This is a genomic window from Kitasatospora sp. NPDC057936, assembly GCF_042887525.1.
Taxonomy (GTDB): domain Bacteria; phylum Actinomycetota; class Actinomycetes; order Streptomycetales; family Streptomycetaceae; genus Kitasatospora.
This window is the reverse complement of sequence record NZ_JBHVPD010000006.1, coordinates 99,046-124,188: the sequence shown is the minus strand read 5'-3', so window position 1 is coordinate 124,188 and position 25,143 is coordinate 99,046. Positions and strand designations below refer to the sequence as shown.

Below are 25,143 nucleotides of genomic sequence, written 5' to 3'. Positions count from 1 at the left end.
CGGAGCCCGCGTCAGCCCTCGTCGCCCGCGCGGAGCTTGGCGACGGCCGCCTCCAGGCGGGCGCCGTACTCCTCGTCGGCGGCGTGGAAGTGGGCCAGGTTCTTCTCGACGATGTCGTCGCGCGTCACCTGGGCCAGGAAGCCCGCGATGTTGTCGATCAGGCGGGTCTTCTCGCCGGCCGACATGAGGCGGTAGAGCTCGCCGGCCTGGAAGAAGTCGTCGTCCTTGGTGTGGGCCGGCGTGGTGTAGGTGCCGGTGTGGCCGTCCAGCTTGACCGGCGCGGCGAGCGCGTTGTCGGTCTGGGCCGGGCCGTCGTACGAGTTGGGCTCGTAGTTCTTGGCGCGGCCGGCGCTGTTGGCGGCCATGAAGCCGTCGCGGCCGTAGTTGTTGGCCTCGGTGGCGCGCGGCGCGTTGACCGGCAGCAGGGTGTGGTTGACGCCGAGGCGGTAGCGCTGGGCGTCGGCGTAGGCGAACAGGCGGCCCTGGAGCATCTTGTCCGGGGACGGGCCGATGCCGGGCACGAAGTTGTTCGGCGAGAACGCGGACTGCTCGACGTCGGCGAAGACGTTCTCCGGGTTCCGGTTGAGCACCAGGCGGCCGACCTTGACCAGCGGGTAGTCGGCGTGCGGCCACACCTTGGTGAGGTCGAAGGGGTTGAAGCGGTAGTCCGCGGCCTCGGCGACCGGCATCAGCTGGACGTAGAGGGTCCAGGACGGGAACACGCCGCGCTCGATGGCCTGGTGGAGGTCGCGCTGGTGGGAGTCGGCGTCGGCGCCGAGCACCTCGGCGGACTGGTCGCCGTCCAGGGAGCGGATGCCCTGGTTGGTCTTGAAGTGGTACTTCACCCAGTACGCGTCGCCGTTGGCGTTGACCCACTGGTAGGTGTGGGAGCCGTAGCCGTTCATGTGGCGGTAGGAGGCCGGGATGCCGCGGTCGCCGAACAGCCAGGTGATCTGGTGGGTGGAGGCCGGCGAGTGGGCCCAGAAGTCCCAGACGTTGTCGGCCTCCTGCACGCCCGTGTACGGGTCGCGCTTCTGCGAGTGGATGAAGTCGGGGAACTTCACCGGGTCCTTGATGAAGAAGACCGGGGTGTTGTTGCCGACGAGGTCGTAGTTGCCCTCGCCCGTGTAGAACTTCAGCGCGAAGCCGCGCGGGTCGCGCACCGCGTCGCTGGAGCCGAGGGCGCCGGCCACGGTGGAGAAGCGCAGGAAGACCTCGGTGCGCTTGCCGACCTCGGAGAGGAAGTCCGCCCGGGTGTACTGCGAGACCTCGTCGGTGACCTCGAAGTAGCCGTAGGCGCCGGAGCCGCGGGCGTGCACCACGCGCTCCGGGATGCGCTCGCGGTTGAAGCGGGCGAGCTTCTCCAGCAGCTGCTGGTCCTGGATCAGCAGCGGGCCGTACTCGCCGGCCGAGGCCGAGTTCTGGTTGTCGGCGACCGGGGCGCCGGACTCCGTGGTCAGGATCTTGGACATGGAGGGGTCCTTCAGGTGTCGGAACAGGCGGTGCGTGACGAGGGGAGGAGGTGGACCGGGCGGGGGCTCAGACGCCGAGCAGGCGCCAGAGCGCCGAGCGGCGCCGCGAGGAGTGCTCGCCGTCGGGGCCGTCGGACGGCTGGAGCGCGGCGACGGCGGCGGTGGCCGCGGCCGGGTCGGCCAGCGGGCGGGCGGCGGTCAGCGCGGCGGCCTCGTCGGCGCTCAGGCCTGCCTCGGCGAGCGCGGCGGCGGCCTCGGCGGCCGGGACGGCGTTGAACCAGCGCAGCGCGAGGGCCGCGCGGCCCGCCTCGGTGAGCCGGCCGGTGAGGCGCAGGCGGGCGAGGCCGCCGTCCGGGTAGACGTTGATGCGCACGTGGGTCACCGGTCGGCCGACGTCGAGCCGGAAGCGGTGGCGGGTGTCGGGCTGCAGGCGGGTGCGGGGCAGGATCTCGAACCACTCGCCGTCCGCGCCCTCGGAGGGGTTCCCGCCCGTGGAGGCGTCGAAGCCGACGAGGTCGGCCCAGCCGGGGGCATTGGCGACGAAGTGGGTGGTGTCCACCTCGGCGGCCAGGACCTCACCGCCCCCGGCCAGGGCGATCTGCACCCAGTCGTTGGCCTTGTCGCGCCGACGCCGGGTCTCCCAGCCCTCGCCCATGACGGAGGCGCGACCGGGAGCGTTCAGGTTGTGCGGGGAGGAGAAGTAGCGGTCGGACGCCGCCTCGGCCACGCCGCCGTACTCCTGGGCGGCGAGGTCGAAGGTCAGGCCGTCGAGCTCGCGCGGGTCGGGCAGCACCTCGCCGTGCACGCGCAGGCGGGCGACGCCGCCGTCCGGGAAGATGCTCAGGCGCACGTGGGTGTAGCGGGTGTCGTCCTCGACGGCGAACTCGTGGACGGTGTCGCCCTTGAGCGCGGTGCGCGGCACCAGCGTCGTCCACTCCGCGGCGGCGACCTCCTCGGGCGAGGGCCGGCCCGGTACGGACGCGGCCTCGACGCGGGCGCTCTCCGGGTAGTTGCCGGTGAAGTGGGCGGTGTCGACGATCACGCCGCGGATCACGCCGCCGGTGCCCAGCCGGACGATCGTCCAGTCGTGGTCCTGGTCGGTGGGGTGCGGCTGGTCGGCCGAGACGCCGCGGCGGCGCTTGGACTCCCAGCCGTCCATGATCTGGCCCTTGTGGCCGAAGGTGTGCGGGCGGAACTCGGCGGGCTTGGCGACCAGCAGGTTCTCGGCGTCGGCGAAGGTGTCCTCGTTGGTGGCGACGACGCCCGCGCCCAGCAGCCGGGAGGCCAGGTTGACCAGCTCTGTGAAGGGAGCGCTCGGGGTGTCGGCGGTGGTCACGTCGTCTCCTCGGTTCGAGTCGGTGCGAGTCGGTGCGGGTGGGTGCGGGCCGGGCGGCGCGGGTCAGTTCGACCCGGGCGGGGCGGCCGCGGGGGCGGGGGCGGCCGGGCGGGCCAGCTGCCGGCCGAACGGCTCGGCGGCGGTGTCCACGACCCGGCCGCGCAGCCAGGTGGTGCGCACGGCGCCGGCCAGGGTCAGCCCGGCGTACGGGGTCACGGGGTTGCGGTGGTGCAACTCGTTGGCGTGGACGGCGAATTCGCCGTCCGGGTCGAAGGCGACCAGGTCCGCGTCGCGGCCCACCTCGATGGCGCCCTTGGTGGCGCTCAGGCCGGCCAGCTCGGCCGGCCCGGAGGCCATCCAGCGCACGACGTCGCCGAGGGTGTGGCCGCGGCGGCGGGCCTCGGTCCAGACGGCCGGCAGGCCGAGCTGGAGGGAGGCGATGCCGCCCCAGGCCGCGGCGAAGTCGCCGCTGCCGCCGTGCGCGGGCAGCAGCTTGAGGTCGGGGGTGGACGGCGAGTGGTCGGAGACGACGGCGATGAACTCGCCCGCCGCCAGGGCCGCCCACAGCGCGTCGCGGTTGGACTCGTCGCGGATCGGCGGGCAGCACTTGAACGCGGTGTCGCCGTCCGGCACCTGCTCGGCCGCGAGGGTCAGGTAGTGCGGGCAGGTCTCCGCGGTCACCCGCACGCCGTCCTCGCGGGCCTGGCGCAGCAGCGGCAGGACGGCGGCGGAGGACACGTGCAGGATGTGGACGCGGGCGCCGGTGCGCCGGGCGGTGTCGAGCAGCCGGGCGACGGCCGCGGTCTCCGCGTCGGCGGGGCGGGAGGCGAGGAAGTCCCGGTAGTGGACGCCGGGTTGCTGCGGGGCGGCGGCGAGGACGGCGGGGTCCTCGGCGTGGATGATCGCGAGGGCACCGATCCGGGCCTGCTCGGCCAGGGCGGTCTCCAGGTCGGCCGCCTCGACGTGCGGGAACTCGTCGACGCCGGAGGGGGCGAGGAAGCTCTTGAAGCCGAACACGCCCTCGCGGTGCAGGGGTTCGAGGTCGGCGGCGTTGCCGGGGATGGCGCCGCCCCAGAAGCCGAGGTCGACCCAGGTCTGGCCCTCGGCGGCCTTCCGCTTGACGGCCAGTCCGTCCACGGTGGTGGTGGGCGGGACGGAGTTGAGCGGCATGTCGATGATCGTGGTGACGCCGCCGGCCGCGGCGGCCCGGGTGGCGGTGGCGAAGCCCTCCCACTCGGTGCGGCCGGGCTCGTTGACGTGCACGTGGGTGTCGACCAGGCCGGGGAGCAGCGCGGTGTCGCCGAGGTCGACGAGCCGGCGGTCACCGGCGAGGAGCGAGCCGTGCGCGGCGATCTGCGCGATCTTCCCGTCTCGGATCAGCACGTCCGCGGGGCGCTCGCCGTCGGGCAGGACCACCCGCCGGGAGCGGATCACCGTGGGCTGGCTGACAGGCATGGGGGACCTCCGAAACCTGGGAGTTGGGGGTGCGGGGACGCCGGACCGGCCGGGGTGGGCGGTCGTCCGGGGCGCTCGGAGAAGGAGGGAACCGAAGGATTGCCGGGAGCCTAGGCCCGCCTTCAACAAAACGTCAATGGAGGAACGTACGAGTGTTCGCGCGCCCTGGCCGCCACGCGTACGCGGGTGCACGGCTCAGCCGCTCAGCAGTGCCCCGGCCAGCCGCTCCCCCGCGGTCTCGGCCAGTTCGGCGGCCTTGGTCATGCTGTCGCCGGGCTGTTCGGCCAGGTCGGTGAGGGCGATCGCGGTGGTGAAGCCGGCCGAGCGCCACTCGCTCTCCGACAGTTCCAGCCGCCCCGCCACAGCGGCCACCCGAACCCCCGCCCGAGTGGCCGCCGCGGCGACGCCGGCGGGGGCCTTGCCGTGGAGCGTCTGCGCGTCCAGGCAGCCCTCGCCGGTGACGACGAGGCGTGCCCCACGCACGGCCTCGTCGAAACCCAGCAGTTCGAGCAGCAGCTCGATACCGGGTCGCATGGTGGCGCCGAGCAGGGCGAGGGCGGCGAAGCCCACCCCGCCCGCGGCCCCGGCGCCGGGGGCCTCGCGCACGTCCCGCCCGGCGGCCTCGGCGACCTTGTCCGCGAAGCGGGTCAGGCCCTCCTCCAGGACCACCAGGTCGTCGCCGTCCGCGCCCTTCTGCGGGCCGTAGACGGCGGTGGCGCCGCGCGGGCCGAGCAGCGGGTTGTCGACGTCGCAGGCCACGACGACCTCGACGCCGGCCAGCACGTCGGCCAGCGGGCCGAGGTCGATCGTCGCGAGCCTGCGCAGCGCGGCGCCGCCGGGCGCGAGTTCGTTGCCGTCCGCGTCGCGCAGGCTGACGCCGAGCGCCTGGACCACGCCCGCGCCGCCGTCCGTGCAGGCGCTGCCGCCGAGGCCGAGCACGATCCGCTTGGCGCCGAGCGCGACCGCCCGGCCGATCAGCTGGCCGACGCCGAAGGAGCCGGCCGCGAGCGGGGCGGTGCGCCCGCCGGGGAGCCGGGCCAGGCCGGAGGCCTGCGCCAGTTCGACCACGGCGGTGTCGTCCCGCACCGCGAGCGCGGCGTCCACCGGCAGGCCGGTGGGGCCGGCCACCTTGGCCGGGACGCGGGTGAAGCCGGCCGCGAGCGCGGCGGCCAGGGTGCCCTCGCCGCCGTCGGCGACGGGCAGTTCGCGCACCTCGGTGCCGGGCGCGGCGCGGCGGATGCCGGCGGCGATCCGGGCGGCGACCTCGGCGCCCTCCAGGGTGCCCTTGAACTTGTCGGGAGCTACGACCACATGGCCCTGGTGGGGGGTGGCGGGCATGGCGCGGTCCTCTCCGTACGGGTGCGGCTGGTTCTTCAAGCTTGGGCCCGGGCGGCCCGGGGGTGCCATCCCCTGCCCGGACGATGCCGGTCAGGGCCGGCACTGAGCTGGGCTGCCCCGGAGGGCGGCCCCCTCCCGCCGTTCCCCTCGTCCCGCTTCCGACGTACGAGGGGCTCCCCTCGGCAGGGAGGGGGCCGGGCGACGCGTCACTGGCACGACCGAAGTGCCCCCGACAGGGAGGACGCGTCACCGGCTGGGTCGACCGGCAGGCGGGCGGATGAGCCCCGGCCCGGCTGCCGGTCGGGCCTGGCCTCCTGGTGGCGCGGGCACGACCGGATAGGTACACGCCACCAGGAGGAGTCTGTGCGGGCTCCCCCGGGGGGGAGCCCGGCGGGTTACTTGACCTCGCGGCCCGAGAGCCGCTCGACGCCGCGCAGCAGCGCCGAGTGGTCGAGCGAGCCGTCGCCGTTGGCGCGGGCGGAGGCGACCAGCTGGGCCACCACGGCGCCGACCGGCAGCGCGGCACCGACGGCGCGGGCGGCGTCGGTGACGATGCCCATGTCCTTGTGGTGCAGGTCGATCCGGAAGCCCGGGGCGAACTCGCGGTTGAGCATGTTCGCCTTCTTGCGGTTGAGCACGGTCGAGCCGGCCAGGCCACCGCCGAGCACGTCCAGCGCGGCGGCGAGGTCGACGCCCGCGTTCTCCAGGAAGACCACGGCCTCGGCCAGGACCTGGATGTTGACGGCCACGATCAGCTGGTTGGCGGCCTTGACGGTCTGGCCGGCGCCGGCCGGGCCGACGTGGACCACCGTGGTGCCGAGGGCGTCGAACAGCGGCTTCGCCTCGGCGAAGTCCGCGGCCTCGCCGCCGACCATGATGGACAGGACGGCCTCGACGGCACCGGCCTCGCCGCCGGACACCGGGGCGTCCAGGGCGCGCACGCCGTTCTCCACGGCGGCCTTGCCGACCTTGATGGAGGTCTGCGGGGTGATCGAGGACATGTCGATCACGAGGGTGCCGGCCTTCACGTTCTCCAGCACGCCGCCCTCGCCGAGGATGACCGCCTCGACGTGCGGGTCGGCCGGGACCATGGTGATGACGACCTCGGCGTCCTTGACGGCCTCGGCGATGCTGGCGGCACCCCGGCCGCCGGCCGCGACGACGGCGTCGATCGAGTCCTGGGAGAGGTCGAAACCGGTGACGTCGTGCCCGGCCTTGACCAGGTTGATGGCCATGGGCTTGCCCATGATGCCGAGGCCGACGAAGGCGATCTTGCGGCTCATCGCGTCGTTCCTTTGTACGTAGGTGGGGAGGGCCGGGTGGCCGGCCCGCGGGACGGGCCGGGGCGCGCTCGCGGCGCGGCGCGCCCGGTGGCGCGGTGCCGCCTCGCGGCGCGGCGCTACTTCGCGGCGCGCAGCTCGCGCGGCAGCCACCCGAAGCTGTCGGCGCTGACGCCGGTGGAGGGGCGGTACTCCAGGCCGATCGAGCCGGTGTAGCCGGCGGCGGAGAGGCGGGCGAAGAGGTCCTCGAAGTCCAGCTCTCCGGTGCCGGGCTCGTTGCGGCCCGGGTTGTCGGCGATCTGCACGTGGCCGATGCGGTCGGCGTAGGTGTCGATGACGGCCGCCAGGTCCTCGCCGTTCTTGGCCAGGTGGTAGAGGTCGCAGAGGAACTTGGCGTTGCCGAGCCCGGTGGCCGCGTTGACCTTGTCGACGATCTCGACCGCGGCGGGGGCCGACACCAGCGGGTAGTCCGGGGACTCGACCACGTTGAGGGCCTCGATCAGCAGGATCGCGCCGATCTCGTGCGCGGCCTTCGCGGCCAGCACCAGGTTCTCCAGCGCGAGCGCGTCCTGCTCGGCCGGGTCCACGCCCTCGACCCGGTTGCCGTACAGCGCGTTGAGCGCGGTGGCACCGAGCGAGGCGGCGAGCTCGGCGGCGACCGGGACGTTGGCCCGGAAGCGCTCCTTGTCGGCCGGCACCGAGACCGTACCGCGGACGCCCTTGCTCAGGTCGTCCAGGAAGTTGAGGCCGGTGAGCCGTACGCCCGCGTCGGTGAAGGCCTTGCGGAGCGCGTCCTGCTCGGCCTGCGAGGGGGCGTGCTCCTCGCCGAAGGGCCACCACAGCTCGGCGGCCGTGAAGCCGGCGGCGGCGGCAGCGGCCGGGCGCTCCAGCAGCGGGAGCTCACCGAACAGGATCGACAGGTTGACCGTGAAGCTGTGCCGGGAAGCTGCCGTCACGTCACTCACCTCTCACTCTCTTCCGACATCCTCAACTTCCACAATCCGGAAGAGGGATTCTGCGTGGTGGAAGCATCTCCGCCCCGCCGATCGACTGTCAAGGCCGCCGCAACAATTTGTTGAAGTGGCCCGGAAACCCCTCCGCGAGGGGCCCGGCGCTGTCCGATCACCCAGGGCCTGCCCCGCCCCACCCCCGCTCGCTACAGTGAGCGGGTGCGATTGATGGTGGAGTTCACGACAGAACCGTTCGAGCTGGACACGTTCCCCGAGCACGCCGCGGCGGCCCGCAAGGTCGTCGACGAGGCCGGCCTGGCCGTCTCGGTCGGCCCCTTCGGGACCGGCGCCGAGGGCGAGGCCGACCAGGTCCTCACCGCGGTGACCAGGCTGCTCCGCGAGACCCTGGACGCCGGCGCGACCCGGATCTCGGTCCAGGTCAGCGTGCTGGGCGACGGCGAGGGCAACGGCGGCGCGGTGGCCGACGCGACGCGGGAGGAGGGCGGTACGCCGTGACCGAGCACGTGGAACACCCGCTCGCCGCGGCCGTCAAGCCGCTGCTGGACGCGGTCGGCGCGACGCCCGTCCCGCTGGGCGAGGCGAAGGCCGAGGACGTCGTCCTGGAGTGGGAGGGCGCCCCGGCGCTCGCCGTCCGGCTGCCGCACCTGAGCAGCGCGCTGGACCGGCTGCTGGCCGAGATGACCCGCCAGTTCGACGGCCGCCCGCTGGCCGAGCTCGACCGCTGGGAGAAGCAGCGGGTCGTCGCCCTCCTGGAGGAGCGCGGCGCCTTCACCGTCCGCCACGGGGTCGAGACCGTCGCCTCGGCGCTCGGCGTCAGCCGCTTCACCGTGTACAACTACCTCAACCGCCAGGACGGCTCGAAGTCCTCCTGAGGCACCCGTGGGCACCGCCGGCGGAACCCTCCCAAAACGGGCAGCCCCGCCGGTGCGTTCCAGTGTGGGCCGCCCTCCGGCGGGGCACACTTGGCGAATCGCACACGAAACGGCCCGGCAACACGGGCCCGCCCAAAACGTAACCACCAACCGTTAAACAAAGTGTTGACGGCCGGGTGGGGCCGATCTAGCTTGTGCGGGTGGCACCACTCTTCAGGAGGTCCACCTGTGACCAACCACCCCCACGCCCTCGACGCCCTCGCGGCGGCCGACGCCGCCGAGCTTGAGGCGATCCTGCTGGAGATCTGCTCCAGCCCCCGCTGGGCCGCCGCCGTCGCGGAGGCCAAGCCCTGGTCGGACCGCAGCGCCCTGCTCGCCGCCAACGCGGCGGCGATGCGGTCGCTGACGGTCGCGGACCTGCACGACGCGATGGCCGGCCACGCCCGGATCGGCAAGCCCAAGGCGGGCGACGCCACCTCCGAGCGCGAACAGGCCGGCATCCACGGCGTGGACCAAGCGCTCCTCGACGAACTGCACGAGGCCAACGCCGCCTACGAGGCGAAGTTCGGCCACGTGTTCCTGATCTGCGCGACCGGCCGTACCGCGGCCACCATGCTCGCCGCCCTGCGCGAGCGCCACCCCAACGACCCCGCCGCCGAGGCGGAGATCGTCCGGGGCGAGCTGCGCAAGATCAACGACATCCGCATCAACCGGCTGCTCGACGAGTCCTGAGCCGGTTCTGACGTATCGTCAGTTCCGTTTCCCGGCACGATCCACGACCGACCCGACGGATCTTCGTTTCTGACGATTCGTCAGATCATCGTGAGGCCGCGCCGCGCTCGGCGAAGCAACCCCACATCTGCCATCAGTAAGGTCACTTCACCCATGACTGGCATCTCCACCCACGTGCTCGACACCAGCCTCGGCCGCCCGGCCGAGGGCGTCCCGGTCGAGCTCGCACTGCACACCGAGGGTGGCTGGAAGGTGCTCGGCACCTCCGCCACGGACTCCGACGGCCGGGCCAAGGACCTGCCGGCCGTGGAGGCGGGCTCGGTCGTCCGGCTGCTCTTCGACACCGCCGCGTACTACGCGCGGCGGTCCGCGGAGACGCCGTTCTTCCCCGAGGTCTCGATCGTCTTCACGGTCGCGCCCGCGCAGCACCACTACCACGTGCCGCTGCTGCTGAACCCGTTCGGATACTCGGTCTACCGCGGAAGCTAGTAGACCGACCTGGAAGCTCAAGGAGCCAAAGTCATGGCCCACGTGCTCGGTCAGAACCAGTACGGCAAGGCGGAGAACCGCATCGTACGCGTCTACCGCGACTCCACCCGGCACGAGATCAAGGACCTGAACGTCTCGGTCTCCCTCCAGGGCGAGTTCGAGGACGTCCACCTCACCGGTTCCAACGCCAACTGCCTCCCCACCGACACCACCAAGAACACCGTCTACGCCTTCGCCAAGGAGTACGGGATCGAGTCGGCCGAGGCCTTCGGCATCATCCTCGCGCGGCACTTCGTCGACGACACCGAGCGCGGCGTCGTCCACAGCGCCCGCATCCGGATCGAGGAGTACTCCTGGGACCGGATCAAGACCCCGGACAGCTCGGCCCGCTTCATCGGCTCCGAGGAGGTCGGCCACTCCTTCGTCCGCACCGGCCAGGAGACCCGCACCACCGAGGTCGTCTACGACGGCGAGACCGTCCAGGTCGTCTCCGGCCTCAAGGACCTCATCGTCATGAACTCCACCAACTCGGAGTTCTGGGGCTACATCAAGGACAAGTACACCACCCTGCAGGAAGCCTACGACCGGATCCTCGCCACCCAGGTGACGGCCCGCTGGAAGTACGGCTACAGCGGCCGTGACGGCGAGGCCCAGCCCAACTGGAACCGCTCCTACACCCACGTGAAGCGGCACCTGCTGGAAGCCTTCGCCGAGACCTACTCCTACTCGCTGCAGCAGACCCTGCACTCGATGGGCACCCGGGTCCTCAACAACCGTGCCGAGGTGGACGAGGTCCGCCTGGAGCTGCCCAACAAGCACCACTTCCTCGTCGACCTGGAGCCCTTCGGCCTCAAGAACGACAACGAGGTCTACTACGCCGCGGACCGCATGTACGGCCTCATCGAGGGCACCGTGCACCGCGAGGGCGTCGTCCCGGTCATCCCGGTCGTCTGACCTCCCCCACCATGGACACCGCCCGGCATCGCCGCACCCTCCGGCCCTCATCGGCCGGCCGAGTCCGGGCGGTTCGCACCACCTCCGGCACCACCCCTTGCAGCACCTCCAGCACCACCCTTGTCACTACCTGTTCCACGTGTTTCTCCACCCCCACCCACCGGAGTTCGTGCCTGCCTCACGGCGGCCGGCCCGGGGCACTGGAGAGGCCGGCCGAGGGACCCTTGCACCGCCGTCCCGCCCTCGGTCAGGGAAGTATCCGGCAGTCTCCAGCGCCACGGGCGCGCCGGGAGCCGCGGGCACAAGAGGGGCTCGACATGGCACCCAGCAACACCAGCACCACCGACGGCGGTTCCACCCCTGCAAGATCTTCCGGTCCGGGCGGCGTCCCAGGCCTCCCCGGCACGCCGCCCGGACCGGGAACCCACCCCGTGGACGAGGTGCTGTCCCCGGTGAAGCTCGTCTCCACCGGACTCCAGCACGTCGCCGCGATGTACGCGGGAGTCGTCGCACCCCCGCTCATCGTCGGCGCCGGCGTGGGGCTCTCCCCCGCCGAACTCGCCCTGCTCATCTCGGCCAGCCTGTTCACCGCCGGACTGGCCACCCTGCTCCAGACCCTCGGCGTCTGGAAGATCGGCGCGCGACTGCCGTTCGTGAACGGCGTGTCGTTCGCGGGCGTCGCGCCCATGATCGCCATCGCCAACGAACACGGACCGAAGCACGCCCTCCCGGTGATCTTCGGCGCGGTGATCGTCGCGGGGGTCCTGTGCTTCCTCGCGGCACCGTACTTCTGCAAGCTCATCCGGTTCTTCCCACCCGTCGTCCAGGGCACCGTGATCACCCTCATCGGGGTGTCCCTGCTGCCGGTGGCGGTGAACTGGGCGCGCGGCGGCTCGCCGGGCGCCCCCGGATTCGGCTCCATGCGGGCCATCGGCCTCGCCGCGATCACCCTCGTCGCGGTGGTGCTCTGCAACCGGCTGCTGCGCGGCTTCTGGCAGCAGCTCTCCCTGCTCGTCGGCCTGGCGTTCGGCACCCTGATCGCCTTCCCGCTGGGCCTCGCCGACTTCGGCCCGGTCAAGGACGCGAAGGTCTTCGCGCTCCCCTCCCCGTTCCACTTCGGCGCCCCCGAGTTCGACGCCGCCGCCATCGTCTCGCTGTGCATCGTCATGGTGGTCTCGATGACCGAGTCCACCGCCGACATGCTCGCGCTCGGCCGAATAGTCGACCGCGAGGCCGACGAACCCACGCTCGCCGCCGGCCTGCGCGCCGACGGCCTGGCCACCGCGCTCAGCCCGGTCTTCAACGGCTTCGCCGCCAGCGCCTTCGCCCAGAACATCGGGCTCGTGGCACTGACGAAGATCCGCAGCCGCTACGTCGTCGCGGCCGGCGGAGGCATCCTGGTCCTGCTCGGGCTCTTCCCCGTGCTCGGCTCACTCGTCTCCCTCGTACCGCAGCCCGTCCTCGGCGGCGCCGGGATCGTGCTCTTCGGCACGGTCGCGGCGAGCGGCATCCGCACCCTCGCGGAGGCCGGCATGGAGTCCGGCTCGAACACCATCCTCGTGTCGGTCTCGCTCGGTGTCGGCATCGTGCCGATCGCCGTACCCACGTTCTACGACGCCTTCCCGGAGGCCGTCCGCACCCTGATGCACTCCGGGATCTCGGCCGGCACCGTGACGGCCGTCCTGCTCAACCTCCTCTTCCACCACGTCGGGGCCGCCCGCCGCGCAGCGGCCGGCGATCCACCCGGCACGACGGTGCCGACGGTGACACCGTCCTGACCGGCGGGGTGGGGGCGCGTGCCCGCTCGACGCGCCCCCACCCGTCACCCGCCGCCGCCCCTCCACGGGCGCGCAGCACGCGGCACCGCTCTCGCCCTCCCCCATAGGAGCAACACCATGGCAGTCCAGCCCCCACCCGCCGACCAGCGGATCGTCATCGAGAACGCCGCCATCGCGACGGTCGACGCCAACGACACCGAGCACGCCCGCGGCCACGTGGTCATCCTCGGCAACAAGATCGAATCGGTCGGCAGCGGCCCCGCCCCCGCCTGGCTGGACAACGTCGTGCGCCGGATCAACGCCGAGGGCCACCTCGTCACCCCCGGCCTGGTCAACACCCACCACCACTTCTACCAGTGGATCACCCGCGGCCTCGCCCAGGACAACATCCTCTTCGACTGGCTCGTCGCCCTCTACCCCACCTGGGCCCGCATCGACGAGAAGCTCGTCCACGCCGCCAGCCAGGGGTCCGCCGCCGCGCTCCTCAAGTCCGGCTGCACCACCGCCTCCGACCACCACTACGTCTTCCCCAAGGACGGCGGCGACGTCCTCGGCGCCTCCGTCGAGGCCGTCCAGGAACTCGGCCTGCGCTTCACCGCGCTGCGCGGCTCCATGGACCGCAGCAAGAAGGACGGCGGCCTGCCCCCGGACCACGCCGTCGAGGAGCTCGACGACATCCTCGCCGCCTCCGAGGCCGCCGTCGACAAGTACCACGACTCCTCCTTCGGCTCGATGCTGCACGTCGCCATCGCGCCCTGCTCCCCGTTCTCCGTCTCCACCGACCTGCTCCGGCAGTCCGCCGAACTCGCCCGCCGCAAGGGCGTACGGCTGCACACCCACGGCTCGGAGACCGCCGAGGAGGAGCAGTTCTGCAAGGAGCTGTTCGGCATGGGCCCGACCGACTACTTCGAGTCGGTCGGCTGGCTCGGCGAGGACGTGTGGATGGCGCACTGCGTCCACATGAACGACTCCGACATCGCCAAGTTCGCCGAGACCGGCACCGGCGTCGCCCACTGCCCCTCCTCCAACGCCCGCCTGGCGGCCGGCATCGCGCGCGTGCCCGACATGATCAAGGCCGGCGTACCGGTCGGCCTCGGCGTCGACGGCACCGCGTCCAACGAGTCCGGCGAGCTCGGCACCGAGCTGCGCAACGCCCTGCTCATCAACCGCCTGCACGGCTACCCGACCGCGCTGACCGGGCGCCAGGCCCTGCGCCTGGGCACCATGGGCGGCGCGCGGGTGCTCGGCCGGCAGAACGAGATCGGCTCCATCGAGGCCGGCAAGCTCGCCGACCTGGCGCTGTGGAAGATCGACGGGATCATGCACTCGTCCATCGCCGACCCGGTCGCGGCCCTGACGTTCGGCGCGCTGCCGCCGCTGTCCGTCCTCTTCGTCAACGGCAACGCCGTCGTCGAGAAGGGGCAGCTGACCACCGTCAACGAGGACCGCATCGCGCGCGACTGCGCCCGCGCCGCGAAGGAGCTCGCGGCCCGCCCGGTCTGACGGACCGGTAGCCCGCTCCTCTTCCGTTCCCTGTACTCCGGGCCGCCCAGGGACGGTGCGTGACCCGGACTCCGCACGCCACACCCGGCGCGCGGACCGCAGCCCCGGACCCACGGCGAGGGTCCGGGGCTGCGGCGTGCCCGGGGGGCGCCGAACGGATAACAGCGAACAGATAACAGATGACGAAAGTTGTCATCTGTTATCTGTTCGCTGTTATCCGTCTTTGGTTGTCCGTCTGCTGTCGGCCCCTAGAACAGCCCCCGCAGCCGTCAGGCTGGTCAGGCCGTCAGGCCGTCAGGCTTGGTCAGGCTTGGTCAGGCCGTGCGCCCCAGCGTCGCCAGGTAGGCGCGCCACCCGCCGTGGTGGGTGATCTCGCGGTGGACGCCGCGCTCCAGCTCCCCGCGGGCGAGCAGCATCGACAGGCACGCGGAGCCGTCCTCCAGCTCGATCACGCCGAGCTCCAGTTCACGCGGCTCCCCGGGCAGGATGACGTCCCGCAGGCGCTCCAGGCTGATGTCGTACAGCTCGCCATCGATCGCGCTGTCCACGTCCGGGTCCGCCAGCAGCCCCGGGCAGACGTCCGTCCCGCCGCTGTGGTCGATGGAAAAGAAGCGGTAGCCGGGGGCGGTCCGGGCCGGCCCGATCAGCGCGTCGGCGACCTTGGCGTGGAACGGTCCGCCGGCCATCGCCTGGCCGTTGAAGAAAATGCGTGCCATGGGTGAACTCCTCACGAGAACAAGGACCACGGCAAAGGGGCCGTGGCAAAAAAGGCCGTTCCGCACGGCGACGAGAGGACAGGTGGATTCGTCGCCGTACGGAACGGAGTAGTGGCCCGCCGGCATGCGCCACCGCGGCAGGCGTGCGGCGGTGGCACCGGCGGATAGCTTGGGGTCAGCCCAGCAGGGGCAGCGCGGGGAGGGTCAGGAAGTCCGCGAACTCCTCGGCCAGGGCGACCTGTTCGAAGAGCTGGGCGGCCTCGCGCCAGCGCCCGCCGGCGTACCCGGCCTCGCCCAGCTCGGCGCGGAGCTCGGCCAGCTCGGTGGCGACCAGGCCGCGCACCAGCTCGGCGGTGGCCTTCTCGCCGGTGTCGGAGAGCACGACGCCGTTGTGGATCCACTGCCAGATCTGCGAGCGGGAGATCTCGGCGGTGGCGGCGTCCTCCATCATGTTGAAGATGCCGACGGCGCCGAGGCCCCGCAGCCACGCCTCGATGTAGCGGACGCCGACCTGGACGGCGTTGTGCAGCCCCGCGTGGGTGCAGGTGCCGCCGGCGCCGGCGATGTCGAGCAGCTGGGCGGCGGTGACCGGCTCGGACGGCCCGGGATTGTCCTTCTGGTTGGGCCGCTCGCCGAGCACGGCGTCGAAGGAGGCGCGGGCGACCGGGACGAGGTCCGGGTGGGCGACCCAGGAGCCGTCGAAGCCGTTGCCGGCCTCGCGGTCCTTGTCGGCCCTGACCTTCTCCAGGGCGGCCGCGTTGACCTCGGGGTCCTTGCGGCTGGGGATGAACGCGGCCATGCCGCCGATCGCGTGGGCGCCGCGCTTGTGGCAGGTCTGCACCAGCAGGCGGGTGTAGGCGGCCATGAACGGCGAGGCCATGGTGACGCTGTTGCGGTCCGGCAGGATGTAGTGCTCGCCGGCGTCGCGGAAGTTCTTGACGATCGAGAACAGGTAGTCCCAGCGGCCGGCGTTGAGTCCGGCGGCGTGGTCGCGCAGCTCGTAGAGGATCTCGTCCATCTCGAACGCGGCGGTGATGGTCTCGATCAGGACGGTGGCGCGGACGGTGCCGTGCGGGATGCCGAGCTGCGCCTGGGCGTGCGTGAACACGTCGTTCCAGAGCCGGGCTTCGAGGTGGCTCTCGGTCTTCGGGAGGTAGAAGTACGGGCCGGAGTTGGGGTCCTCCGGACCCTTGGCGAGCAGCCGGGCCGCGTTGTGGAAGAAGTACAGGCCGAAGTCGAAGAACGCGCCGGCCACCGGGACGCCGTCGACGAGCAGGTGGTTCTCGTCGAGGTGCCAGCCGCGCGGGCGGACCACGACGGTGGCGAGTTCGGCGGCGGGCTTGAGGGTGTAGGCCTTGCCGGCGTCGCTGGTGAAGTCGATCCGGCCCTCGTAGGCGTCGATCAGGTTGACCTGGCCGCTGACGACGTTCTCCCAGGTCGGGGAGGTCGCGTCCTCGAAGTCGGCGAGCCAGATCCGCGCGCCGGAGTTGAGGGCGTTGATGACCATCTTCCGGTCCGTGGGGCCGGTGATCTCGACGCGGCGGTCCTGGAGGGCGCGCGGCGCCTCGGCGACCTTCCAGTCGCCGGCGCGGACGTCGGCGGTCTCCGGGAGGAAGTCGAGCGTGCCCGCCTGCGCGATCTCGGCGCGCCGGGTCTTCCGCCGGGCGAGGAGGTCCTGCCGGCGGCCCTCGAACGCGCGGTGGAGGCCGACGACGAAGGCGACCGCCTCCGGAGTGAGCACCTCCTCCGCCCGGTGGACGCGCGGACCGGCGACAGTGACGACCGGAGCGGCGGGGGAGACGCCGGGTCCCTGATCTGTGGCCATGAGCAGGACACTCCTAAGACGGTTGAGCCTGGCGAAGGGAGCTCCGGTGGGAGCTTCCTTTGGGGAACTTCCTTGATCCGAACCCACCTGTCGGCGCATTCGATTCTGTAAGGTGGAGACTAGTTTCCGCGATACAGAATTTCAACGGTTTGTTGATGTGATCGCCGGGACTCTACTCCTCCCCGACAGCGAAGGGAACGCCGGTGGTTGCGACCCCCGACACAGCATCGACGACGGGCGCCGACCGCGCGAGCGGCGGCGTGCAGTCCGTCGAACGCGCCTTCCAGCTCCTGGAGGCGCTGGCCGACTCCGGCGGCGTGGCGACGCTCAGCGAGCTCTCCACCACCTCCGGCCTGCCGATGCCGACCATCCACCGCCTGGTACGTACCCTCGTGCAGCAGGGTTACGTCCGCCAGGACACCGCCCGCCGCTACACCCTCGGCCCCCGGCTGATCCGGCTCGGCGAGACCGCCGGGCGCCTGCTCGGCAGCTGGGCCCGCCCCTACCTGGCCGAGCTGATGGAGGCCACCGGCGAGACCGCGAACCTCGCGGTCCTGGAGGGCGGCGAAGTGGTCTACGTCGGGCAGGTGCAGTCGCGCCGCTCGATGCGGATGTTCACCGAGGTCGGCCGGCGGGTGCAGCCGCACTGCACCGGCGTCGGCAAGGCGCTGCTCGCCCAGCTCCCCGAGGAGGAGGCCCGCGCCATACTCGGCCCCAACACGCTGCCCGCGCACACCGAGTACACCGTCACCGACCCGCAGGAGCTGCTGCACCAGCTCGCCGAGGCGCGCGAGCGCGGGTACGTCGTCGACGACCAGGAGCAGGAGATCGGGGTGCGCTGCATCGCGCTCGCCGTCCCGGGCGCGCCGACGCCGACGGCGCTGTCGGTCTCCGGCCCCGAGGCCCGCATCCGGGCGCTGGAGCAGCAGGACGGCGCGGCCTCGCTCGTCCCGGTGATGCACAAGATCGCGGCCCGGCTCGGACAGGTCCTCGCACCCTGATGGGTGGTCAGTTGAGGTGTCATGCGCAGGAAGTCGGACTGGTCGACTTCCTGCGCACGCGTTCCTCCGTTCGAGCGGACGGAGGGCGGGGCGCGGCGACGGCCGCCCGCCGCTCGGCCACCCTGGTGCGGACGCGGCCCGCGACAGCGCAGGCGGCCCGAGCACGAGGGCATGGTGAACGGCGATGGAGCGCAGGCGCAAGAGGCTTCGCGGCAGGACGGGGAACGCGGCACGGAGCGGGACGTGGCTGACGGTGGCCGTGGCGGCGGGCTGCGCGGTGGCGACGCTGACCGCCGACCCGTCGTGGGCCGGGCAGCGGCCCGACCCCCGTCCGGCAGTGCAGCTCGCGCCGGCGAGCCGGGCCGCGGCGCTGTCCGACTCCGACCTGGAGGTCGTCCGGCTCGACCCCAGCCCCGCGCCGCCCGGCGGCACCACGACCGTGCACGCCTTCGTCGCCAACCTCGGCCCGGACACCACCGCCTCGCCCTTCACCGTGATCGTCACCCTGCCGGAGGAGGTGACGGCGGTGGGCCCGTACTTCCCCGAGAACTGCGAGGCGTTCCTGGGCCGCGAGGTGCGCTGCACCTTCGGCCCCGGCCTGCCCGAGGGACGCAGCGCGACCGCGCTCGTCACGGTGCGGATCTCCCCCATGGCGCATACGGGCCTGCTGACCGGCGGGAAGGTCACGGTGATCAGCCCGGACGACCGGCACCCGCGCAACAACCGGCAGCCGTTCGACATCAGGGTCGTCGAGACGGCTGCCGGCTGATGGCTACCGTGTGCCGGTGCGGTTACCGGTAGACGCGGACGTAGTCGGCGGCGAAGGTGATCGGGGCGGTCCCCTGCGGCGCGGGGTGGTACTGCCCCGCGCACACCGACAGGTTGAGGATCAGGTACGCCGAGAAGTTCGCGCCGACGCCCTTGCCGTCCGAGAACACCTTCACGCCGTTGACGTACCAGTCCACCGAGGTGGCGCCGTAGTACGTGCCGATGGTCACCCACTGGTCCTTCGCGACGGCGCTCGCGTTGGTGTAGTAGTCGAAGTTGCCCGGGTTGACGTGGTTGGTCAGCTCCAGGAGGTTCGGGTTGTCGGGGTGGTACTCGAAGGAGTCGACCTCCCCGTTGCCATTCTTCCAGGTCCACAGGGCCGGCCAGGCGCCGGAGCCGGCCGGCAGCTTGACCCGGGTCTCGGCGTAGTCGCCGGTCTTGACCTGGAAGCCCTCGCTGGAGCCCTCGGTGGTGAGGAAGCCGGTGTTCCAGGACTGCTTGCCGTTCTCCAGCGTGTTGCTGCCGGGGGTGGCGGTGAAGGTGGCGACGCCGTTGGCCACGCTGACGTTGTTCGGGTCCAGCCAGTCGAGCTTGTTGTCGTCCGGGTTGTGGTTGCCGTACTTGTACGCGGTGCTCTTGTCGCCGACCCAGCGCTGGCCCCAGTTGATCGGGCCGTTGAACTCGTCGGACCAGGTCAGCGACTTGCCGGCGATCGGGGAGGACGGCGCCGGGGTGCTCGGGGTGGCGGTGGCGCTCGGGGTCTGGGTGGGCGTCTGGGTGGGTGCCTGGGTGGGCGTGGGGGTGGGGGTGGGGGTGGCCGACGGGGTGGCCGACGGGGTGGTGGTCGGGGCTGGGGTGCTGGAGACGACGAGCTGCTGCGACGGCAGGTTGTGCCAGGCGCCGCCGAAGTCCTGCCAGAACCCGAACTGGGTGTAGGTGCCGGCCGGCAGGGCGCGCGCGCCACTGGTGAAGGTGTAGCTCCACGGGCAGATCGGCACATTGCTGGCGTTGCCGGGGAAGTCGAGGTTGTTGCCGGCCGCGTCGCGCACGCCGACACCGACGGTCTTGGCGGTGAAGCAGGACGAGGAGTGGACGGTGAGGGTCGCGGTGGCGGCCCGGCCGGCGACCATCGTGGCCGGGGCGAGCCGGTCCTGGGTGACGGTCGGACCGGTGGCGGCCTGGGCGCCGGGCGCGGACTGGAGGCCGAACAGGCCGGCGCCGGTGATGGCGAGCGCGCCGGTGGCGGCGAGGGCGGCGGTGCGGCCGCGGTGGGACGGGCGGGCGTGGCGGGGCGCGGGGCGCCGGGCAGGCTTGTGCATGGGGTGTCCTCTGCGACGCCTGCGAGGTGAGCTGTCGGGTTCGGACTGAGAGGTCGCCCGGCCGCCGGTGGGAACGGCTTCACCCCAAGCCGCGGCCGGCACGCGCGAGGGCGTGCCGGGTCGTGGCGCTGACCTTGGTTCCCCCGCTCCCGTCCGCTGTGGTGCTCGGTTGCCCGCCGTCGGGTGGACGGGACTCGGCGTCCCGGCGGCGGGGTCCGCGAGGGCGGACGCCGTTGCAGGCTAGGCAGTCGGTCCGTGAACGGACAACTCGTCTCGGCCGGTTGTCGCGCAGCTCACAGTCGTGTCGATCAACTACGGTGCGGAGTGGATCAGTTGGCCGGTGTCCCGGCGGGCCGTTGATGTTCGGGCGGGCCGGGCGCCGATCCGGACCCCGGCGTCCGGCGCCCCGGCGGGTTCGAGGCGGTCGCGCCCGCCGAGCAGCCGGGTGCCGCCGACCGTCGCGGTGCCGGTGTCGGTGTCGGTGTCGGTGTCACCTGTTGGTCGGCGGTGCCCTGGCGGGCCCTGCGTGGTGACGGTGACGGGGGTGCGTCTTCACTGGCAGTGGCGTGCGAGCTCGCCCGATCGGATAAATTGGAGGTCCGACATCCACCGTCGTGCACAAGAGCACCGCGCCCCCTCCCGCAGAGACGAGGAACCGCCGCACCATGACCGCGCCCCTGCCCGCCTTCGCCGGCCGCACCTACCTCTTCCGGGCCGACAACGGCGCGGCCTTCCGCAACGCCTACTCGGCCGACGGCAAGCGGCTGCGCTGGGAGGGCCTCGGCGAGTCGGCGGGCCAGTGGGAGGACGTGGCGCTCCACGTCGCCGAGGTCGCGCCCGAGGTGTACTTCGTCAGCTGGACGGAGCAGAGCGGCATCACCGTCAGCCACGTGATGGACCTGGTCCGGCTGACGGTGCGCGCGTTCTGGACTTTCGAGGGCGAGGGCGGCCGGGTCGGCGAGCTCCACACGGGGACGCTGGAGCGGGTGGCCTGAGGCCGGCCGGTCCGCGAGGCCGGCGACCGTCGGGCTGCGGAAGCCGGCCGGCTGCAGCGAGTCAGGCCGCGGGGACCGTCCGGCTGCGGGGCCCGGCCGTCAGCCTACGAAGGCCGGCTTCAGGCTACGGGGGCCGGCTGGCCCGGCTGATTCGGGACCTTGAGGTGCTCGGACAGCCACTCCAGCGAGGACGGCAGCAGCTTGCTCCACGTCTCGAAGTTGTGGCCGCCGGTCTCCAGCATGCTGTACGAGACCTTCATCGGGCCGGGGCTCTGCACCGCGTCGATGAACGCCTCGGTGTCGTGCTTGTAGTCGCCGTCGCCCTGCTTCGTGCCCGCCAGCAGGACGGCCGCCTTGGGCTGCGGCAGGTTCTTGAGCCGCCACATCAGGTCGGCCTCGTCCCGGCGCTGCCGGCTGCCGCCGAAGAGGTCGCCGGTGGTCGGGTCCTCGGCGGCACGGTAGTAGCCGGAGAGGGAGACGGCGGTCGGGAAGACCTCCGGGTGGCGCATGGCGAGCTTGACCGCGCAGTAGCCGCCGGTGGAGTTGCCCATGAAGGCCCACGCCTGCGGGTCGGCGGAGACCCGGAAGCTCGCCTGGATCGCCGAGGGGACGTCCTTGGTGAAGTACGTGTCGGACTGCGCGCCGCCGGGGATGTCCTCGCACTCGGTGTCCTGCGGGAGGGCGGGCGAGGGACGCATGAGGACCATGACGGTCGGCTGCATCTTCCCCTCCTGGAGCAGCTTGAGCGCCGCGCCCGGGTAGTTGAACCGCGTGATCAGGTTCTCGGCTTGCCCGGGGAAACCGGTGCTGACGATCACGGCCGGGAACTGGCGCTGCGCGTACTCGGGCTGGAAGTACTGCGGCGGCAGGTAGACGTAGCCCTCCGTGGACAGCCGGGTGAGCTTGCCGTCGATCCGGACCTTGCGGATCTCGCCGGACTTGGCAGGCTCGCGGCCCATCGCGCCGCCGCCCTGGACGGAGGCGTGGCCGATCGTCTCCACGAGCAGGCGGCCGGAGGCGTCCGCCTTGTTGTGGATCACCACCGGGCCGTTGTCACCGCCGGTGCCGAGCAGGTCGTCCCAGCTGCTGTAGAAGGAGAAGTAGTTGTTGGCGACGAGGCCGAGCGCGGCGAGCACGGTGAACTGGGTGGCGAGCAGCGTGCCGATCCGGCCGAGCACCGCCTGCCAGGTCTTCCTCGCGAGTCTGGGCCACAGCCAGACCGTGGCGGCCATCATCACGACGGCGATCAATACGGTCAGCGCCAACACCTTGTGGCTCGTCAGGCCCATGTCCTACTTGCTCCCACGCCTCGAACTCACGCCCCCGCCGCTAGGACATCCGGGGCACCTCCCCGGTTCCCCGTCGGGACGCGATCTTCCACCCTAGCGGGCCGGGGTTCCGGGTGACGGATGACAACTTTCAGATAACAGAGTTTGAAATCTGTCATCTGAAAGTTGTCATCTCGCCGAGCCGAACCTGATAGAACGTCAGGTGATCGGGAATCCCTGGAGGTGGCGCGGTGGGCGGCTGGAACGAGGAGATCCGGGCTCGGGTTCGCGAGCCGCGGATCTGGTACGTGGCGACCACGGACGCCGAGGGCGCCCCGCACGTCACCCCGATGTGGGTGGACCTGGAGGGCGACCTCGTCCTGTTCAACACGGCCATCGGCCGCACGAAGGAGCGGAACCTGCGCCGCGACCCGCGCGTCTGCCTCTCCAACGCCGACCTGGCCGATCCGTACGACCGGGTCCAGATCCACGGCCGCGCCGTCGGGTTCGTGACCGGCGAGCGCGCCGACCGCCGGATGGACGATCTCGCCCGCAAGTACCTCGGCGCGGAGCGCTACGAGTGGCGGATCCCCGGCGAGCGGCGCGTCACCGTCCTCATCGAGCCCACCCGCATCCGCCGCGTCGTCGGCGTCGAACCCCTGCCGGCCGCGGCCTTCGAGGACCACTGACGCACAGCCTGCTCACGGCACCCGGCTCCACAGTCGCAGCCCCCCGGTGAGTTCGCGCATGCAGCGGGCGCCAAGCTCCTGAGGTGAACCCGGGCCCGTCGCGGGGGCGTCGGAGAGGGCCCACTCCTCCAGGGCGACCCGGATCGCGGCGGTCGCCGCAGCGGCGGCCAGGCGGATCTCCAGCGCGTCCGCGCCCTCCGGGCAGCGGTCGGCCAGGACGCCGCGCAGCCGCTCCTCGGAGTCGGCGTGCACGCGCTGCCAGGTGCTCGCGAGACGGGGGTCGCGCAGCAGGCTGCGGGTCCAGTGCATGGCCTCGGCGGCAGGCTCGTCGGCCGGGGTCAGCGAGGCGACCGCCGAGCGCTCCAGCGCCTCGCGCACTGGCAGGTCGGCGGAGCTTTCCGCGAACAGTTCGACCCAGCGCCGCCCGCCAGCCGCAAGCAGTGGGGCGACGGCGTCCTCCTTGACCGAGAAGTACCGGTAGAAGGTGCGCAGCGAGATGCCCGCGGCGTTGGCGATCTCCTCGGCGGTGGTCGCCTCGGCGCCCCGTTCGGCGAAGAGCGCGGCGGCGGTGCGGGCGATGTCCAGCCGGGTGGCTTCGCGGCGGCGCTGGGTCAGGGAAGGGCGTCCGGTCACGGGCTCAGCGTACGCGTCTCGTGCCAGGGAGGCAGCTCACGCCGTGGCGGCATGTCGAGACTTATTGGCACGTTATGCCACTCGGGCGTACCGTGCCTCTAGAGGTCGAGAGACCACGGGAACGAACGGAGAACCACCATGGAGCGCTTCAGCGGACGGAACGTCCTGATCACCGGCGGCGGCTCGGGCATCGGCCAGGCCACCGTGCACCGGATCCTCGCCGAGGGCGGCAAGGTCGTCGCGGTCGACGTCAGCGCGGACGGCCTGCGGAGCACCGCGGACCGCGCGACCGCCGACGGCACCGCCGACCGGCTCACCACCGCGGTGCTGGACATCTCGGACGAAGGCGCCGTCGTGGCGGGCGTCGCGGAGGCCGTCGCGTGCCTCGGCGGGCTCGACGTCCTGGTCAACGCGGCCGGGATCCTGCGCTCCTCGCACACCCACGAGACCAGCCTGGAGTTCTGGAACAAGCTCCTCGCGGTGAACCTGACCGGCACCTTCCTGATGACCCGCGAGACGCTTCCGGCGCTGCTCGCGAGCGGCGGCGGTGTGGTGGTCAACTTCAGTTCCACGTCGGCGAGTTTCGCCCACCCGTACATGGCCGCCTACGCCGCGACCAAGGGCGGCATCCAGTCCTTCACGCACGCCATCGCGTCGGAGTACTCGAAGCAGGGGCTGCGTGCGGTGTGCGTGGCTCCGGGCAGCATCGACAGCGGCATGACCAACAACCCGGGCCTGCCGGCCGACGCCGACTTCAGCCTGTTCACCAAGCTCGCCCCCGCCATCGGCCAGGGTTTCGCGGGGCCGGAGACCGTGGCGGGCGTCATCGCGATGCTGGCGTCGGACGACGGCGCGTTCGTCACGGGCACCGAGATCCGCATCGACGGCGGCACCCACATGTGAGCCGGCGGGCCGGGGTGTGGGAATGACGGCCGGCGGATGACAGATAACAGCTGACAGATAACAGATTTCGAAATCTGTTATCTGTCAGCTGTTCGTCGGTTTCAGGTTGTCCTGGTGCGTTCAGGCCGCCCTGGTGCGTTCGGGTCGTCCTGATGCGTTCAGGTCGTCCTGGCGTGGGCGCGGCGGCCTCGCTGCGCGGTGCCGTGACGGGCGTCGCGGCGGGCGGCGAGGGCGTTGCCGACCGCCAGGATCGCCGCCCCGACCACGACGAACGCCGCCGCCACCAGGGCGCACGCGCCGGCCACCCGCCGGTACCCGCCATGCACGCCGGGGTCGAGGAACGGGTACGGATACCAGTCGACGGCCCAGCCCCGGAGCAGTGTGTAGCCCAGGTAGAGCAGCGGGAAGCCCAGCCACCACAACCCTGCCCTCGGGCGCAGGCGGCGCGCCGGCGGGTCGATCAGCCAGTCGGCGAGCACGGCGAGCGGCATGACGCGGTGGAGCACGTCGTTGACCCACGGGATCGTCAGCTGGTCCGGGTACTTGGCGAGGACCGTGCCGTACACCAGTCCGGTGATCACCAGGTAGAGCACGACCGCCCCGCGCACCGGGTCGGGCACGGGGCGGCGGCCGGTCACGCCCGCCAGTCCGCCGAGCGCCAGGACGACGACCGCGGCCGCGTTGCTGAGGATGGTGAAGTAACCGAAGTAGTTCACCACCCCGGTGGAACCGGTCGCCGCGTGATAGCCGGAGAAACCGAGGGCGACGGCCGCGAGCACGGCGACGGCGAGCCGGGCGGGAGCGAGCCAGGGGTGCATCGTCGGTCCGCCTCTCTGGAGGTGGCGT

Annotated in this window: 23 protein-coding genes, 1 pseudogene and 1 riboswitch; of the genes and pseudogenes, 12 read left to right on the top strand and 12 right to left on the bottom strand. The window is 72.1% G+C overall.

The features are described from left to right. Nucleotides 1-11: 11 nt before the first annotated feature. From ACFVU9_RS05445 to ACFVU9_RS05420, 6 genes and pseudogenes are all read right to left on the bottom strand, one after another. Nucleotides 12-1,472 carry a catalase gene (locus ACFVU9_RS05445; protein WP_380489468.1) on the bottom strand — a complete coding sequence of 487 codons (1,461 nt, stop codon included), beginning with the start codon at nucleotides 1,470-1,472 and terminating at the stop codon, nucleotides 12-14. A 280-nt stretch (nucleotides 1,473-1,752) separates the two neighbouring features. Further along, a pseudogene (gene alc / locus ACFVU9_RS05440) lies at nucleotides 1,753-2,808 on the bottom strand (allantoicase); the annotation flags it as partial. A gap of 63 nt (nucleotides 2,809-2,871) precedes the next feature. Then, entirely contained in the window at nucleotides 2,872-4,263 is a 1,392-nt protein-coding gene (gene allB, locus ACFVU9_RS05435) for an allantoinase AllB (protein ID WP_380489470.1), read from the bottom strand. A gap of 195 nt (nucleotides 4,264-4,458) precedes the next feature. Continuing rightward, nucleotides 4,459-5,601 carry a glycerate kinase gene (locus tag ACFVU9_RS05430; RefSeq protein WP_387590159.1) on the bottom strand — a complete coding sequence of 381 codons (1,143 nt, stop codon included), beginning with the start codon at nucleotides 5,599-5,601 and terminating at the stop codon, nucleotides 4,459-4,461. Nucleotides 5,602-5,996: 395 nt separating this feature from the next. Further along, the gene (locus tag ACFVU9_RS05425) at nucleotides 5,997-6,884 is read right to left on the bottom strand and encodes a 2-hydroxy-3-oxopropionate reductase (RefSeq protein ID WP_380489476.1); all 888 of its coding nucleotides are present in this window, start codon (nucleotides 6,882-6,884) and stop codon (nucleotides 5,997-5,999) included. A gap of 116 nt (nucleotides 6,885-7,000) precedes the next feature. Continuing rightward, complete coding sequence (locus ACFVU9_RS05420; protein WP_380437820.1) at nucleotides 7,001-7,846, bottom strand: hydroxypyruvate isomerase family protein; 846 nt, start codon at nucleotides 7,844-7,846, stop codon at nucleotides 7,001-7,003. A 213-nt stretch (nucleotides 7,847-8,059) separates the two neighbouring features. On the opposite strand from ACFVU9_RS05420, the gene ACFVU9_RS05415 reads away from it, so the two are divergent. The 7 genes from ACFVU9_RS05415 (at nucleotide 8,060) to ACFVU9_RS05385 (ending at nucleotide 14,180) form a co-directional block, all read left to right on the top strand. Next, on the top strand, nucleotides 8,060-8,347 hold the full coding sequence (locus ACFVU9_RS05415; RefSeq protein ID WP_380437953.1) for a thiamine-binding protein: 288 nt from the start codon (nucleotides 8,060-8,062) through the stop codon (nucleotides 8,345-8,347). Continuing rightward, nucleotides 8,344-8,724, top strand: coding sequence for a helix-turn-helix domain-containing protein (locus ACFVU9_RS05410; protein ID WP_359957717.1), 381 nt, complete (start codon nucleotides 8,344-8,346; stop codon nucleotides 8,722-8,724). The genes ACFVU9_RS05415 and ACFVU9_RS05410 overlap by 4 nt, the downstream gene beginning before the upstream one ends. Nucleotides 8,725-8,952: 228 nt before the next feature. Further along, nucleotides 8,953-9,456, top strand: coding sequence for a 2-oxo-4-hydroxy-4-carboxy-5-ureidoimidazoline decarboxylase (gene uraD / locus ACFVU9_RS05405; RefSeq protein ID WP_380437818.1), 504 nt, complete (start codon nucleotides 8,953-8,955; stop codon nucleotides 9,454-9,456). A gap of 153 nt (nucleotides 9,457-9,609) precedes the next feature. Next, nucleotides 9,610-9,945: a hydroxyisourate hydrolase gene (gene uraH, locus ACFVU9_RS05400; protein WP_380437816.1), complete on the top strand. Its 336-nt coding sequence runs from the start codon at nucleotides 9,610-9,612 to the stop codon at nucleotides 9,943-9,945. Between the two features lie 33 nt (nucleotides 9,946-9,978). Further along, nucleotides 9,979-10,899, top strand: coding sequence for a factor-independent urate hydroxylase (pucL, locus tag ACFVU9_RS05395; RefSeq protein ID WP_387590154.1), 921 nt, complete (start codon nucleotides 9,979-9,981; stop codon nucleotides 10,897-10,899). A 317-nt stretch (nucleotides 10,900-11,216) separates the two neighbouring features. Continuing rightward, complete coding sequence (locus ACFVU9_RS05390) at nucleotides 11,217-12,677, top strand: nucleobase:cation symporter-2 family protein (protein ID WP_380499844.1); 1,461 nt, start codon at nucleotides 11,217-11,219, stop codon at nucleotides 12,675-12,677. 117 nt (nucleotides 12,678-12,794) lie between these two features. Beyond that, nucleotides 12,795-14,180 carry an 8-oxoguanine deaminase gene (locus ACFVU9_RS05385; protein ID WP_380437810.1) on the top strand — a complete coding sequence of 462 codons (1,386 nt, stop codon included), beginning with the start codon at nucleotides 12,795-12,797 and terminating at the stop codon, nucleotides 14,178-14,180. A 314-nt stretch (nucleotides 14,181-14,494) separates the two neighbouring features. Here ACFVU9_RS05385 and ACFVU9_RS05380 read toward each other — a convergent pair whose 3' ends face one another. After that, on the bottom strand, nucleotides 14,495-14,896 hold the full coding sequence (locus ACFVU9_RS05380; protein ID WP_380437808.1) for a gamma-glutamylcyclotransferase: 402 nt from the start codon (nucleotides 14,894-14,896) through the stop codon (nucleotides 14,495-14,497). A 175-nt stretch (nucleotides 14,897-15,071) separates the two neighbouring features. Further along, on the bottom strand, nucleotides 15,072-16,721 hold the full coding sequence (gene aceB, locus ACFVU9_RS05375; protein ID WP_387590149.1) for a malate synthase A: 1,650 nt from the start codon (nucleotides 16,719-16,721) through the stop codon (nucleotides 15,072-15,074). Nucleotides 16,722-16,924: 203 nt separating this feature from the next. On the opposite strand from aceB, the gene ACFVU9_RS05370 reads away from it, so the two are divergent. Next, nucleotides 16,925-17,722, top strand: a complete 798-nt coding sequence (locus ACFVU9_RS05370; protein WP_380437804.1) for an IclR family transcriptional regulator — start codon at nucleotides 16,925-16,927, stop codon at nucleotides 17,720-17,722. Between the two features lie 184 nt (nucleotides 17,723-17,906). Further along, nucleotides 17,907-18,491 (top strand): hypothetical protein, encoded by a 585-nt coding sequence (locus ACFVU9_RS05365; RefSeq protein WP_387590146.1) that lies wholly within the window; start codon nucleotides 17,907-17,909, stop codon nucleotides 18,489-18,491. Nucleotides 18,492-18,513: 22 nt separating this feature from the next. On the opposite strand, the gene ACFVU9_RS05360 is transcribed toward ACFVU9_RS05365, so the two are convergent. Next, a complete protein-coding gene (locus tag ACFVU9_RS05360) occupies nucleotides 18,514-19,809 on the bottom strand; it encodes a hypothetical protein (RefSeq protein ID WP_380499847.1) in 1,296 nt (431 codons plus the stop codon). Nucleotide 19,810: 1 nt separating this feature from the next. After that, nucleotides 19,811-19,983, bottom strand: a riboswitch (cyclic di-AMP (ydaO/yuaA leader). A gap of 491 nt (nucleotides 19,984-20,474) precedes the next feature. Between ACFVU9_RS05360 and ACFVU9_RS05355 the strand changes: the two genes are divergently transcribed. Continuing rightward, nucleotides 20,475-20,804: a MoaF N-terminal domain-containing protein gene (locus tag ACFVU9_RS05355; protein ID WP_380437798.1), complete on the top strand. Its 330-nt coding sequence runs from the start codon at nucleotides 20,475-20,477 to the stop codon at nucleotides 20,802-20,804. Between the two features lie 119 nt (nucleotides 20,805-20,923). Here ACFVU9_RS05355 and ACFVU9_RS05350 read toward each other — a convergent pair whose 3' ends face one another. Next, nucleotides 20,924-22,093, bottom strand: coding sequence for an alpha/beta hydrolase (locus ACFVU9_RS05350; protein WP_387590141.1), 1,170 nt, complete (start codon nucleotides 22,091-22,093; stop codon nucleotides 20,924-20,926). 230 nt (nucleotides 22,094-22,323) lie between these two features. Here ACFVU9_RS05350 and ACFVU9_RS05345 point away from each other — a divergent pair, with 230 nt between their 5' ends. Beyond that, complete coding sequence (locus ACFVU9_RS05345) at nucleotides 22,324-22,761, top strand: TIGR03618 family F420-dependent PPOX class oxidoreductase (protein WP_387590138.1); 438 nt, start codon at nucleotides 22,324-22,326, stop codon at nucleotides 22,759-22,761. A 12-nt stretch (nucleotides 22,762-22,773) separates the two neighbouring features. Here ACFVU9_RS05345 and ACFVU9_RS05340 read toward each other — a convergent pair whose 3' ends face one another. Continuing rightward, nucleotides 22,774-23,394 (bottom strand): TetR family transcriptional regulator, encoded by a 621-nt coding sequence (locus ACFVU9_RS05340; RefSeq protein WP_380499849.1) that lies wholly within the window; start codon nucleotides 23,392-23,394, stop codon nucleotides 22,774-22,776. Nucleotides 23,395-23,532: 138 nt separating this feature from the next. Between ACFVU9_RS05340 and ACFVU9_RS05335 the strand changes: the two genes are divergently transcribed. After that, nucleotides 23,533-24,297: an SDR family NAD(P)-dependent oxidoreductase gene (locus tag ACFVU9_RS05335; protein ID WP_387590135.1), complete on the top strand. Its 765-nt coding sequence runs from the start codon at nucleotides 23,533-23,535 to the stop codon at nucleotides 24,295-24,297. 158 nt (nucleotides 24,298-24,455) lie between these two features. Here ACFVU9_RS05335 and ACFVU9_RS05330 read toward each other — a convergent pair whose 3' ends face one another. After that, complete coding sequence (locus tag ACFVU9_RS05330; RefSeq protein WP_387590132.1) at nucleotides 24,456-25,115, bottom strand: Pr6Pr family membrane protein; 660 nt, start codon at nucleotides 25,113-25,115, stop codon at nucleotides 24,456-24,458. Between the last annotated feature and the right edge of the window lie 28 nt (nucleotides 25,116-25,143).

Excerpts from the sequence above, each read along its gene's own strand:
- ACFVU9_RS05335 (WP_387590135.1), top strand. The coding sequence starts at position 23,533 with ATGGAGCGCTTCAGCGGACGGAACGTCCTGATCACCGGCGGCGGCTCG.
- aceB (WP_387590149.1), bottom strand. The coding sequence starts at position 16,721 with ATGGCCACAGATCAGGGACCCGGCGTCTCCCCCGCCGCTCCGGTCGTC.
- ACFVU9_RS05415 (WP_380437953.1), top strand. The coding sequence starts at position 8,060 with ATGGTGGAGTTCACGACAGAACCGTTCGAGCTGGACACGTTCCCCGAG.
- ACFVU9_RS05425 (WP_380489476.1), bottom strand. The coding sequence starts at position 6,884 with ATGAGCCGCAAGATCGCCTTCGTCGGCCTCGGCATCATGGGCAAGCCC.
- ACFVU9_RS05445 (WP_380489468.1), bottom strand. The coding sequence starts at position 1,472 with ATGTCCAAGATCCTGACCACGGAGTCCGGCGCCCCGGTCGCCGACAAC.
- ACFVU9_RS05385 (WP_380437810.1), top strand. The coding sequence starts at position 12,795 with ATGGCAGTCCAGCCCCCACCCGCCGACCAGCGGATCGTCATCGAGAAC.
- pucL (WP_387590154.1), top strand. The coding sequence starts at position 9,979 with ATGGCCCACGTGCTCGGTCAGAACCAGTACGGCAAGGCGGAGAACCGC.
- ACFVU9_RS05355 (WP_380437798.1), top strand. The coding sequence starts at position 20,475 with ATGACCGCGCCCCTGCCCGCCTTCGCCGGCCGCACCTACCTCTTCCGG.
- ACFVU9_RS05350 (WP_387590141.1), bottom strand. The coding sequence starts at position 22,093 with ATGGGCCTGACGAGCCACAAGGTGTTGGCGCTGACCGTATTGATCGCC.
- ACFVU9_RS05430 (WP_387590159.1), bottom strand. The coding sequence starts at position 5,601 with ATGCCCGCCACCCCCCACCAGGGCCATGTGGTCGTAGCTCCCGACAAG.
- allB (WP_380489470.1), bottom strand. The coding sequence starts at position 4,263 with ATGCCTGTCAGCCAGCCCACGGTGATCCGCTCCCGGCGGGTGGTCCTG.
- uraH (WP_380437816.1), top strand. The coding sequence starts at position 9,610 with ATGACTGGCATCTCCACCCACGTGCTCGACACCAGCCTCGGCCGCCCG.
- ACFVU9_RS05360 (WP_380499847.1), bottom strand. The coding sequence starts at position 19,809 with ATGCACAAGCCTGCCCGGCGCCCCGCGCCCCGCCACGCCCGCCCGTCC.
- ACFVU9_RS05365 (WP_387590146.1), top strand. The coding sequence starts at position 17,907 with ATGGAGCGCAGGCGCAAGAGGCTTCGCGGCAGGACGGGGAACGCGGCA.
- ACFVU9_RS05380 (WP_380437808.1), bottom strand. The coding sequence starts at position 14,896 with ATGGCACGCATTTTCTTCAACGGCCAGGCGATGGCCGGCGGACCGTTC.
- ACFVU9_RS05330 (WP_387590132.1), bottom strand. The coding sequence starts at position 25,115 with ATGCACCCCTGGCTCGCTCCCGCCCGGCTCGCCGTCGCCGTGCTCGCG.
- ACFVU9_RS05390 (WP_380499844.1), top strand. The coding sequence starts at position 11,217 with ATGGCACCCAGCAACACCAGCACCACCGACGGCGGTTCCACCCCTGCA.